Source organism: Buttiauxella gaviniae (assembly GCF_040786275.1).
Taxonomy (GTDB): Bacteria; Pseudomonadota; Gammaproteobacteria; order Enterobacterales; family Enterobacteriaceae; genus Buttiauxella; species Buttiauxella gaviniae_A.
Genome location: NZ_JBFMVT010000001.1, coordinates 68473 through 80543 on the forward strand (window position 1 = coordinate 68473; position 12071 = coordinate 80543).

At 47.5% G+C, this 12071-nt stretch carries 7 protein-coding genes and 3 pseudogenes; 5 read left to right on the forward strand and 5 right to left on the reverse strand.

Going from position 1 to position 12071, the window contains the following annotated elements; translation table 11 throughout:
* Positions 1-692: 692 nt before the first annotated feature.
* From AB1E22_RS00385 to AB1E22_RS00395, 3 pseudogenes are all read right to left on the reverse strand, one after another.
* Positions 693-824 (reverse strand): annotated as a pseudogene (locus AB1E22_RS00385) (H-NS family nucleoid-associated regulatory protein); the annotation flags it as partial.
* Between the two features lie 32 nt (positions 825-856).
* Positions 857-1744: pseudogene (locus AB1E22_RS00390) on the reverse strand (IS3 family transposase); the annotation flags it as partial.
* A 45-nt stretch (positions 1745-1789) separates the two neighbouring features.
* A pseudogene (locus AB1E22_RS00395) lies at positions 1790-3073 on the reverse strand (IS3 family transposase); the annotation flags it as partial.
* Positions 3074-3142: 69 nt separating this feature from the next.
* On the opposite strand from AB1E22_RS00395, the gene AB1E22_RS00400 reads away from it, so the two are divergent.
* Together AB1E22_RS00400 and AB1E22_RS00405 are read left to right on the forward strand one after the other, a co-directional pair.
* On the forward strand, positions 3143-3847 hold the full coding sequence (locus AB1E22_RS00400) for an IS6 family transposase (protein ID WP_367593560.1): 705 nt from the start codon (positions 3143-3145) through the stop codon (positions 3845-3847).
* 325 nt (positions 3848-4172) lie between these two features.
* Positions 4173-4466: a hypothetical protein gene (locus AB1E22_RS00405; protein ID WP_367593561.1), complete on the forward strand. Its 294-nt coding sequence runs from the start codon at positions 4173-4175 to the stop codon at positions 4464-4466.
* Positions 4467-5115: 649 nt separating this feature from the next.
* On the opposite strand, the gene AB1E22_RS00410 is transcribed toward AB1E22_RS00405, so the two are convergent.
* Together AB1E22_RS00410 and AB1E22_RS00415 are read right to left on the reverse strand one after the other, a co-directional pair.
* Positions 5116-5424 (reverse strand): hypothetical protein, encoded by a 309-nt coding sequence (locus AB1E22_RS00410; RefSeq protein ID WP_367593562.1) that lies wholly within the window; start codon positions 5422-5424, stop codon positions 5116-5118.
* Positions 5425-5437: 13 nt separating this feature from the next.
* Positions 5438-5593 carry a hypothetical protein gene (locus tag AB1E22_RS00415; protein WP_367593563.1) on the reverse strand — a complete coding sequence of 52 codons (156 nt, stop codon included), beginning with the start codon at positions 5591-5593 and terminating at the stop codon, positions 5438-5440.
* Between the two features lie 476 nt (positions 5594-6069).
* On the opposite strand from AB1E22_RS00415, the gene AB1E22_RS00420 reads away from it, so the two are divergent.
* The 3 genes from AB1E22_RS00420 to AB1E22_RS00430 all read left to right on the forward strand — a co-directional run bounded on the left by AB1E22_RS00420 (position 6070) and on the right by AB1E22_RS00430 (position 11122).
* Complete coding sequence (locus tag AB1E22_RS00420) at positions 6070-8382, forward strand: EAL domain-containing protein (RefSeq protein WP_367593564.1); 2313 nt, start codon at positions 6070-6072, stop codon at positions 8380-8382.
* A gap of 146 nt (positions 8383-8528) precedes the next feature.
* Positions 8529-9679, forward strand: a protein-coding gene (locus tag AB1E22_RS00425; protein ID WP_367593565.1) for an IS3 family transposase whose coding sequence is annotated in 2 segments (ribosomal slippage) — positions 8529-8787 and positions 8787-9679 — 1152 coding nt in all. Because the reading frame shifts where the segments join, the coding sequence is not laid out codon by codon here.
* Between the two features lie 228 nt (positions 9680-9907).
* Complete coding sequence (locus tag AB1E22_RS00430; protein ID WP_367593566.1) at positions 9908-11122, forward strand: zinc-dependent alcohol dehydrogenase; 1215 nt, start codon at positions 9908-9910, stop codon at positions 11120-11122.
* Positions 11123-12071 lie beyond the last annotated feature (949 nt).

Below are 12071 nucleotides of genomic sequence, written 5' to 3' on the forward strand. Positions count from 1 at the left end.
TAAAAAGGATTTAATGTTCGGATGAGCCATAATGTGGAAATGAACAAAATATAGACTAATGCAAATATTTCACTTTGATTTTTGGCTAAAATATTTTGACTTCTATCCAGAAAAATCGCATAAAATAAAACGAAAATAGATAATGTCAATGTAACCATAATAAACCATGTGCCACTACGAGAAATCATGTTACGTCTCTCTTCATCCATGGCTGCATCAGTGTTCATAATATTATAACTCTCTTTACTTGTGCTAATGGTTGTTAACATTTGAAGTGCTTTTATGTTTAAGATTTTTATGCTATCATAAACCCCTTCTATTGGTAATAATTCTTTACACGAATACATACACATAGAATCTTTTCACTCGAGCATTATCCTCGCTATGCAAATAATTACGGTATGCTATCCTGCACGAAGCCGAAGCAGTCAAAAATGAGTATTCTGACACCCTGATATTGTTATCCAATATGTTTTTATAAGCTAAGGTTCATGGCTGTTTTACGACCCCATATAGCGTTAAGATCAGCATTGAGGTCAAATGAGGTTTTAGGCTATGAGCTAATTTAATCTCATGAATGCTGAGCTATTATTGAGCTTTTCACATACTGGAATAAGTATATCATTTATAGAAAATTACAATATCAAAAAACCGCCAACTCGAAACGAGTCAACGGCATTTTAAAATTGATATCAAATCACAAAATCTTCCAAACTCTTGCCACTATCCAAAGCAACCTTCATTGCTTTAGGAGTGCGACCCTGACCAGTCCATGTCTGTTTAATACCATTTTCATCAAGGTATTTGTATTTAGCTGGGCGAGGCTTGATCCTGCCCACGTAATGTGGACACGGCCCTAAGCGAGGTTCTGGTTTTCAAATTGTTCGGGACTGAGACCGCCACAGGCACTGTGTCGGCGCCACCGATTGTAATCACACTCGATATAATTAAACACCGTCGTCCGCATGATTTCCCGGCTGATAAAGCGTTCCCCGTGGATACATTCCACCTTTAGCGAGTGGAAGAAGCTTTCCGCGCAGGCATTGTCGTAACAACATCCTTTGGCACTCATGCTACCGTGCAGATTATGTCGCTTCAGCAGCGCCTGATAGTCCGCCGAACAGTATTGCCCGCCGCGATCTGTATGGACAATGACATTTCCCGGTCGCTTACGTCGCCAGAGTGCCATCTGCAGCGCATCGCAGGCCAGCTGCGCTGTCATCCGCGACGACATCGACCAACCGATGACAGCCCGCGACCACAGGTCAATCACCACCGCGAGGTACAGCCAGCCCTCGTCGGTGCGAAGATACGTGATGTCTCCTGCCCACTTCTGATTCGGGCCACTCGCGTAAAAATACTGTTTCAGCAGATTTTCAGACACCGGCAGGCCATGTTCTCTGTAGCTGACCGGGCTGAACTTCCGGGCACCCTTTGCACGAAGTCCCTGACGTCGCAGGCTGGCGGCAATGGTTTTGACGTTGTACTCAGGCAGTTCGTCAGCGAGACAAGGCGCACCATAACGCTGTTTTGCCTCAGTGAATGCCTTACGGACAGCAGTATCACAGACGAGTCGGAACTGCTGACGTGATGTTATCTGCTGACGACGCAGACGCCATGCATACCAGCCGCTGCGGGCGACCCGCAGTACTCGGCACATGGCTCTGATGCTGAACTCAGCCCGATGATTTTCGATGAAGACATACTTCATTTCAGGCGCTTCGCGAAGTATGTCGCGGCCTTTTGGAGAATGGCCAGCTCGGGGATGCGGATGTTTTCCTGGACTGTTTTATTGTGTGATCTCAAGTTGCTGGCGATATCTTTCCGGACTGATTGCGCCCAGCGACAGCTTTATACGCCGTTCGTTATACCACCTGATGTAAGTATCTACATGTTGCATGAAATTATTCAGCGTCACACCTGACCAGTCCCGACCATAGTACATTTCATTTTTCAGACGGCCGAAGAACCCTTCGCATGCCGCATTATCCGGTGAACAACCTTTGCGAGACATTTAGCGGATAAGACCCGCTGCATTCACTCGCGCCAGCCATCCTGGCCAGCGATAATGCCCACCCCGGTCGCTGTGGATAATCGGACGATCGCTTGTTTTTAGCGTATCGATCGCGTCTTCCAGCATCGTATTAGCCAGCTCTGCATTTGGGTGCGTGCTCAGTGACCAGCTCACAACTTTGCCATCGAAGCAGTCTAACACGGGTGACAGCCACTCTTTTCCCGCTGAGAGTTGGAACTCCGTAATATCCGTCAACCATTTTTGGTTCGGCAAAGCCGCTTTAAAATCTCTGGCGATTAGATTGTCGGGCGCAGAGCCGATTTCTCCGCAGTACGAGCTGTAACGTCGGCGGCGGGGACGACTCACCACAAGCTGTTCCTCGGCCATCAGCCGACGAACAACTTTTTCTGAGAGCAACAGACCTTCGTGTCGTAACATTGCATGTAACCGCCGATAGCCATAACAACGGTAGTTACCATTGAAAATCTCTGCCAGTGTAGTGCGAATGGCCGCATATTTATCACCCTGGCACAGTGCTGCACGATGGTAAAAATAGCTACTGCGGGCAAGCTGTAGAGCACCGAGCAACCTGGCCGTCGGATGTGCGTGTCTCAGGGCATCAACAACCTGTGTCTTTTCCCTGTTTGTCAGGGATTGAGCGCTGATGCCCCGGTCTTTTTTTATCAGTTCTTCCGCTTTATTCAGGATATCCAGTTCCATCTGCTGGCGGAGGATCTGTTGTTTAAGGCGAGTGAGTTCATCAAGCAGTGAGTCACGATCCTTCTCAGTGGAAAGCCCCTTGCGTTTACGCATGGCGAGATAATCCTCGTTACCGATCAGTTCATCCTTCCATTTATATAGCTGCTGGCGGCTGACACCAACCTTTTGCGCGATTTCGCGCGCAAATGCAGGCCGGGTGCAGAGATCGCTGACGGCCTGGCGTTTCACCTCAGCATCAAAGGGAGCATCCAGATTTTTTATACTGGAGAGGATCTGACGTCTACCGGGATGAAGTTCATCCACCCAGCGACTCAGCAACACGTCACTGGGATACCCCAGCGGGCACAGTTGCAAAGATCGTCGCATTGATAAACTTAGCACCCATTTTCACCAGTCATCACGCTACTCATGAACGTATTTAAAGGCCGGCATTTTCAGCGAGACATCATCCTCTGGGCAGTACGCTGGTACTGCAAATATGGTATCAGCTATCGTGAACTGCAGGAGATGCTGGCCGAACGCGGCGTGAATGTCGATCACACCACCAGTTATCGCTGGGTTCAGCGTTATGCACCCGAAATGGAAAAACGGCTGCGCTGGTACTGGCGAACCCCTTCCGGGTTTTGTTTATGGCATCTGGATGAAACCTACATCAAAGTGAACGGCAGATGGGCTTATCTGTACCGCGCAGTCGACAGCAGAGGTTGTACCCTCGATTTTTATCTCTCGCCACGCCGCAACAGTAAAGCCGCATACCGCTTTATGGGAAAGCTCCTGAATAATACGAAGCGCGGGCAAATTCCCCGGCTGATTAATACTGATAAAGCCCCGACATACGCGCGGGCGCTGGCGTTGCTGAAGCGCGAAGGAAAATGTCCGCCGGATGTGGAGCACCGGCAGATAAAGTACCGGAACAACGTGATTGAGTGTGACCACGGCAAACTGAAACGGATAATCAATGCCACACTGGGATTCAAATCAATGAAAACGGCTTACGCCACGATAAAAGGGATCGAAGTCATGCGAGCGCTGCGTAAAGGACAGGCTGAATCATTTTACTTTGGCCATCCACTGGGCGAGATGCGTCTGGTGAGCAGAGTGTTTGAAATTTAAAGTCCTTCAGCAACACCAGAGGCTTCACTATCACGATCTTTGCAACAGTGCCCTGGCGTTCACGTAAGGAAAATCGGGACAAAAGCCGAAACAGTTGGCATATGTCGCTGGAAACTGCGTTATGAGAAGTTTGCCGGGTAACAATAATTGCCTTTGAGAGGCTTGAGCGGAGTGCGGTGAAAGTCGCACGCTCCGTTCTTAGGAGAGCACAGTCAGGCAACTGGCTGTGCTTATCCGACATAACCGCAATGTCCGGGTTCTCCGGGTTCGGTGCATAGATCATGTTGAAGGTGAACAGCTCGTATCCCTGCAGGATGAAACCGATATGCTCAATGACCTGGGTGTAGCCTGGCTGTCTTTTGTCTCTGCTGCTATATTCCCATTCCTCTCTGAGGATAACCGCCCGTTCCTTTTCCCGTTCTGTATCCCAGGCACCGAAGATAACCTGCTGTTCATCATGATTGATAAACGACCAGCTCAATGTCCAATTCCGACAGGTAGCCCCCCGACTCTGAATAAATTGTTTTCGATTCAAAAATCACCTCATGGAGTTGTACGTCGGAATAATTTTTTATTCAGCTGGCGCAAAACTGGTTCTTGTTTAGTGGAACGGGAATAATCATGAGCTGGAGCCAGACGGTAATATGCGCCCATCAATAGCTGTTCCATTGATGCTTTCTCGTTATCTAACTGATATGCCACAAGCCGAAGGTGCTGCATAATGGGAAGATATGCGCTACCTTCACTTTCGGTGTCCGCACTGGGCTCGCTCATCGCTATTTCTTAACCAATTCAATTCGCCCGATGTTTGGGGTCAGTTTGGAGATAGAGAATTATTGTACGGTAAGCCTGTTTTTTGAACAGGGTTACCTATCGCAATGGGGTGTACTCCCGCGCTATACGGCGTTTTCAGGAGATTTGACCTTAATCGGATAACCTAAATGCGATACCGCAAGGGCGACAACTTAAAAGCGATAGCCGCTGACGCAAAATCAATCCGTTACGCATCTCGATTGGTTAAATGATGCGCTTAACGTACAAAAATTTCCGATCTCCAAACAGACCCCAACATATAACCTCTTAAGCGCCTTGGCGGATCAGCGCTGCGGCCATTGGGCTGGCCAAACCATTAAAAGTGGCACTAAACCCCGCCAAACCCGTTGCATAAAACGGGCTAAAATTGCATAGCCCGTTTTCATGGCCAAACGGCTAAAAGTAGCGGTTATTTCATATAGGTATCAAAGCCGAGCTTAAGTGCCACCTGGTTTTCATCCGGAATGCTTTTTCATGTTAATTGTACGCACATCATTCCCCACATACACTTTGCAGATATGGCGATTTGGCCATGGTTCGGATTCCACAATACCGCCGTTGGTTAGATTAAAATCCATATGCCCGGACACGGCAGCGCTGAGAGTGGCGGGAGAGCCATCAACCGAATGGATCACGCAATCCGCGTCCATTTCTATAATGTGCGCGCCAACTTTGTATAGCTGATCGGTGGACTGGTCATCGTTAGCTATTGCTGGCGTAATACCTGCCGCCACTAGGGCGGCTAGCAGAAAATTCTTTTTCATAACTGGTTTCCGGTTAGGCTTCTTCTGACTTCTGTTTTTCTAACTGCTTTTGAAGGCGCGCCAGGCGCTTGGCCTTACGGGCTTCCGCCTCCGCTTCAGCTACACCCCATTGCGATAGGTAACCCTGTTCAAAAAACAGGCTTGCCGTACAATAATTCTCTATCTCCAAACTGACCCCTGTTTAACAGATTCTGGTGCATTTGGGCCGCAAAAACAAAAATCACAGGAAGCCGCCATTTTTTGGCGACTTTTGAATTTGCATGAAGTGCAGTACTGCCAGTTTCAGCCCACATGGGGTTACGAAGTACAATCCCTGTTAATGAAAAATTTAATACGTTAAATCCAGCGATTCAAAACATATTATTCAACAACAAAAAACCACATACCTAACACTTCATGCACGAGCAAAACAATATTATTTATTATCCCTATAAAATAAAAACAACCTATCACTTTTAACAATTATCTTTAACGAGCGATGTATAACTACCGAATGACTTCTGTGATTAAAATTTAATGTCGTGTTAATATTTTCAGTACGTACCATCAGGTCTGGCAAATATTTGCCTTAATTATTTGTACTATTTTGCACAAGTAAAAATTAACTATCACTTATAAAGTGACATTTTATGATGAGAAAACATAATGGAACTTAAGGACAAGTCTTCAGCATCACAGACTCAGGATGAGTCGGAAAACGAGCCGGGAAGCGAAAAACCTCCCACCAGAAGAGCTTCAGTGGTCAGTCACTGGTGGGAGATATCGCAAAGTGAAACCCCACACTTTGAGCGTATAAAAAAATACGTTGCCTTTAACCTTTTCTTTTTTTCACTTTTCATTCTGGTTGAAAAACTCAGCAGCGGACTGCCGATTGCCGATATCTATCTCAGGCTCTATGACCTGACATTACCGCTGATGACCGCGCTGCTGGTATTTTATCGACGAAAATCTCTTCCGGTGCTTACCCTGTTAGTCTTCTACAGCATATATGCACACCCTGTGGTCCAGTCGCTGGCAACCGTATCAGCGTGGTGCGCGGCTTTAATCAGCAGCAGGCTGTATTTCAATGCAACCGGAAAGCGAGGTTCAGTCAGTTTCGGACGCAGCAGGCTGACCATTCACCGCATTGGATGGCTGGTTTGCGTGAATACACTGGTTTACACCCTCATCCACTGGTGGTTATTGCTGCAATTACGGCTCCTGCCTGCAGCTAACGCAGATTTATTCAGCGTCCCGACGCTGGTTAATATGCAGTGGATGATGACCTCCTGTATCACCGGCGTTCCCTTCTGCTATCTCTTGCTCAGAAGCGTGTACAAACCAGCCTGGTTTGTGAGTTATTTAAAGCACATTAAAATGCTGGTCGTTTTCGGCCCCCGCAAGGCTTATCTGCTCACCTGGATTGGTTTACTGGGTGGCATTATGTTCTGCCTGATTTCATCCGAGAACGATGCGCTGATATTTACCGATTACTCACTGCTCTGGCTTCTTCCGGTTATGCTGTGGGGCACGATATGTATCGGCCACGCACTGATTTCCCCGGTATGGGTTTTAATGTTGTTCCTGCTCAGTGACTATGTTGATAACTATATTTCAGTCGGTAAATCCATTACGGTTGAAAACTATTTAGGTCATCTCGCGTTTTCATCGTCGATGATTTTCATTTTTTCACTGACCATCGTCATCGTGGGTGTTCAGTCTGCCCGGGTACGCACATATATCCGTCACCTTAAGCGTATGTCATTGTCAGAGCCCAATACCGGGCTTCCAAATATGCAGGCTCTGAAAAAGGATATCATTCACTCTCCTGATTCTGGCCTGTGCATGATCCAGTGCCCGGAACTCAATACGCTCACGCAAACTCACGGTATCGCTTTTCGCTTTGAATTTGTGAAAGCCCTCGCCGCATTTATCAGACCCTTAATGCGGGAGAATGAGGAGATATATTACACCCCCGGCTACGGTGTGCTCCTGAGGCTTAACAAAGTTGATGCTTATATTATCAACACGTATTTCAAAGCCATATCGTCATTTCGCTTTACATGGGCGGAGATGGAAATTGGCCTGAATCTGGGATTGTCCTATATGCCCCTGAACAGTTGTGTCAACGAACTGTCATCCATTATCGGTCATTTAAATGCCAGCACATTTATCTCTTTGCAACAGGGAAAACCAGTAGCCTTTAATTCAGTTATCCCCGGAGATAATGTGGTCAGCCCTGGCGCAATACGTCATATGCTGCAAAAGGCAATAGACCGGCAGTCATTTATGTTAGTCGCCCAGCCTGTTGTTTCCACCAGAAATAAACCACATTATTATGAAATCCTGATCCGGATGAAGACGATGAACAATAAGTTATTCTTTCCGGATTCATTCCTGCCACTGGCACATGATGCCGGGTTACTTGCCAGAATCGATATGGCGGTGATTGAACAAACGTTCCGTTTTATGCAGTTACGTGAAGCATCACAGCCTCAGAGTCGTTTTTCAATCAACCTGACCCCACAGTCACTGGTAAAAACAGATTTTCTGATGCGGCTGCGAAAATTATTCACACGATATTCCATTAAGCCCGAACGAATCACTTTTGAGATTATCGAATCAGATATGATTGACAGCACGACGGCACTGAAAGTGTTACGCCAGTTACGTCAGTCAGGCTGCAAAATTGCCATTGATGATTTCGGAACTGGGGCGTCAAGCTACTCGCGCCTGAAAAACATGGAGGCGGATATATTGAAAATTGACGGTTCATTTATTCGGAATATTGTCAATCATGAGTTTGATCGCCATACAGTGATGTCATTCTGTGAAGCGGCAAAATTAAAAAATATGGAAGTGGTGGCGGAGTTTGTTGAATCGGAAGAAATAAAACAGATGCTGACGGCAATGGGCGTGGACTGGTTGCAGGGTTATCATACCGGCAAACCCGTACCTGTTGAAGATGTGGTATTTTAATGAAAAAAGAGACGGCATCATCACGCTGTCTCTGACTACTGATAAACGCGTGGAGTTCTGATTCATCTATTTGATTAGTGAATTGATCCTACCCGCAAATAGTGGACACACGACTAAGTGAGTAAACTCTCAACCAGAGGTGACTCATGACAAAACCAGCATCAACAAATAAGAAGCCCCGCAAACAGCACACACCTGAATTCCGCAACGAAGCCCTGAAGCTTGCGGAACGTATCGGTGTTGCTGCCGCTGCCCGGGAACTCAGCCTGTACGAATCCCAGCTCTACGCATGGCGCAGTAAGATTAACAATGCCCGCAGCTCTTCCGAACGTGAGCAGGAAATGTCCGTTGAAATTGCCCGTCTTAAGCGCCAACTGGCGGAACAGGCAGAGGAGCTGGCCATTCTCCAAAAGGCCGCGACATACTTCGCGAAGCGCCTGAAATGAAGTATGTCTTCATCGAAAATCATCGGGCTGAGTTCAGCATCAGAGCCATGTGCCGAGTACTGCGGGTCGCCCGCAGCGGCTGGTATGCATGGCGTCTGCGTTGTCAGCAGATAACATCACGTCAGCAGTTCCGACTCGTCTGTGATACTGCTGTCCGTAAGGCATTCACTGAGGCAAAACAGCGTTATGGTGCGCCTTGTCTCGCTGACGAACTGCCTGAATACAACGTCAAAACCATTGCCGCCAGCCTGCGACGTCAGGGACTTCGTGCAAAGGGTGCCCGGAAGTTCAGCCCGGTCAGCTACAGAGAACATGGCCTGCCGGTGTCTGAAAATCTGCTGAAACAGTATTTTTACGCGAGTGGCCCGAATCAGAAGTGGGCAGGAGACATCACGTATCTTCGCACCGACGAGGGCTGGCTGTACCTCGCGGTGGTGATTGACCTGTGGTCGCGGGCTGTCATCGGTTGGTCGATGTCGTCGCGGATGACAGCGCAGCTGGCCTGCGATGCGCTGCAGATGGCACTCTGGCGACGTAAGCGACCGGGAAATGTCATTGTCCATACAGATCGCGGCGGGCAATACTGTTCGGCGGACTATCAGGCGCTGCTGAAGCGACATAATCTGCACGGTAGCATGAGTGCCAAAGGATGTTGTTACGACAATGCCTGCGCGGAAAGCTTCTTCCACTCGCTAAAGGTGGAATGTATCCACGGGGAACGCTTTATCAGCCGGGAAATCATGCGGACGACGGTGTTTAATTATATCGAGTGTGATTACAATCGGTGGCGCCGACACAGTGCCTGTGGCGGTCTCAGTCCCGAACAATTTGAAAACCAGAACCTCGCTTAGGGCCGTGTCCACATTACGTGGGTAGGATCACCCACATCAGGTTCACGCCAGTGGTCACCGGATTCTGTTTTGAAACAGCCTGCTACGTGATTTCTCCCGGTATTGTGCACAACGTTATGCACCTTTTCTGGGGATAACTTCGGTTCGACAACTTTGCGCCGCCACTGCATTCTCGTTCAGAGCAACTACACTTCTGCTGTGCCTGAATCGACTTGCACAGGAGAAATTATGAAAGCACTGACCTATCACGGCCCCCACTCAGTAAGCGTTGATACTCATCCTGACCCCGGCATAGAAGCATCAGACGATATTATTCTGCGGGTGACGGCTACAGCGATTTGTGGCTCAGACCTTCACCTTTATCGTGGAAAAATTCCCACGACAGAACAGGGTGATATCTTTGGGCACGAGTTCATGGGCGAAGTGGTGGAGACCGGAAAGGATGTGACTGCGGTGGCAAAAGGCGATCGCGTCGTCATCCCCTTCGTGATTGCCTGTGGGGAGTGTTTTTTCTGCCATATGCAACAATATGCCGCCTGTGAAACGACGAACTCAGGAAAGGGATCGGCGCTGAATCGAAAGCAAATTACGCCACCGGCGGCCTTGTTTGGTTACAGCAAAATGTATGGCGGCATACCTGGAGGCCAGGCAGAATACGTTCGTGTACCTAAGGGGAATACAGGTCCATTCAAAGTCCCGGATTTGCTGGCAGATGATAAAGTTTTGTTTCTGTCAGATATTCTTCCCACTGCCTGGCAGGCAGTTAAAAATGCCGGCGTAACGCAGGGTTCGAGTATCGCTATCTTCGGTGCAGGCCCGGTAGGCCTTTTGAGTGCGGCCTGTGCGCGACTGGCAGGTGCGGAGCAAATTTTCATGATTGACCATCACCCCTATCGGCTTGCCTTTGCGAAAGAACGTTATGGGGTTATTCCGGTTAACTTTGATGAAGTTGACGATCCTGCTGCTTTGATTATTGAACAATCCGCAGGGCAGAGAGGGGTTGATGCGGTAATTGATGCTGTAGGCTTTGAAGCAAAAGGTAGTCTGACGGAAACAGTTTTGACCAGTCTTAAATTAGAAGGGAGTAGCGGCAAGGCGCTAAGACAGTGCATTGCTGCTGTCCGACGAGGTGGCACCGTCAGCGTTCCGGGTGTCTATGCCGGTTTCATACATGGTTTTCTTTTTGGTGATGCTTTTGATAAAGGGTTGACCTTTAAAATGGGCCAGACTCATGTGCACGCATTTCTGCCTGAATTACTTGAGTTGATTGAAAATGGCTTGTTGCATCCTGAAGAAATAATTACTCATCATCTGCCTCTGGCAGATGCTGCGCGCGGTTATGAGATGTTTGAAAAGAAAGAGGAAGACTGTCGTAAGGTTATTCTCATTCCAGGAATGAGGACGGCCTCTCCTCAACTCTCCGATAAATTTTATAAACCCTGAGCGCCATAAAACCGCTAAGACGTGTGGCAGTTATATGATTTAACGCAACTCAATGGTGGAGAATATCAATGCAAATCAAAACGCCTGAAGAGGTATTCAAACGTTTTCTCTCAGACAATTACAGGGCTGACCAGCAGTAAATGCGCGCCTAGCCAAAACCTGCCCGCGCTGCGGATGACCCTTCACTTGCTGAATCATTTCGCAGCTACTTTAAAGAGGGGGAGCCTGGAAAACGGAGTTTTTCCCACGTTAAGAGAATTGAGCTTAACGGGAACTTTCTTTCCAGTGAGCAGAAGCTCCTTGCCATAAGGGCTGTACGATGCCCCTTAATTGTGTTGCTTACTTCCCTAGCGTTGTGTATGTAAATGCTCGGTTTCGAACGCTGAATCGCACAGCGCCGACAATTCATGCAGTTCCCTACACGCCTGGCTTAAAAAATAGCCTTAGCGTGGTTTATTTCCCGAATTTCAGGCGGCCCCTCTAAGGCAATTAAATTATTAAATGAAAATCAGTTTTTATAAAATTAATAAATACAGACACAAGAGGATGAAATTACTGGATATAAACTCCAGATAGGCAGACCACATGTACCGTCTCGCTCGCGTAAAAAAAGAATAAAAACTATAATTTTGTTTCAGCGAACTGCTGTTTACTCTACTGGAGTTATCCATGAAAAAGATATCAATGAACGTTTCTAAGGAACAACCAAAAAACCCGGATAAGTCACCTAAAAATGACGAGAAAAAACCTAAACAAAATCAGAAGTAATCTTTTTGTTAGTTTTCGAATTAACACTATAACGTTGGAGGTTTTATGTCTGATCGTCCTGACTTGATAGACCCCGTACCGGTAGATGAGCCGCTTCCCGGAGAATTGATTCCTGATACTCCTGACATTACGAAACCTGGTCATCCGGAAGAACCAGATGTTATAAATCCCAGAGAATAGT

What these genes read in the sequence shown, in the direction of transcription:
- AB1E22_RS00400 (WP_367593560.1), top strand. Translation starts at nt 3,143, where the DNA reads ATGAACGTATTTAAAGGCCGGCATTTTCAGCGAGACATCATCCTCTGG.
- AB1E22_RS00410 (WP_367593562.1), bottom strand. Translation starts at nt 5,424, where the DNA reads ATGAAAAAGAATTTTCTGCTAGCCGCCCTAGTGGCGGCAGGTATTACG.
- AB1E22_RS00405 (WP_367593561.1), top strand. Translation starts at nt 4,173, where the DNA reads ATGCTCAATGACCTGGGTGTAGCCTGGCTGTCTTTTGTCTCTGCTGCT.
- AB1E22_RS00430 (WP_367593566.1), top strand. Translation starts at nt 9,908, where the DNA reads ATGAAAGCACTGACCTATCACGGCCCCCACTCAGTAAGCGTTGATACT.
- AB1E22_RS00420 (WP_367593564.1), top strand. Translation starts at nt 6,070, where the DNA reads ATGGAACTTAAGGACAAGTCTTCAGCATCACAGACTCAGGATGAGTCG.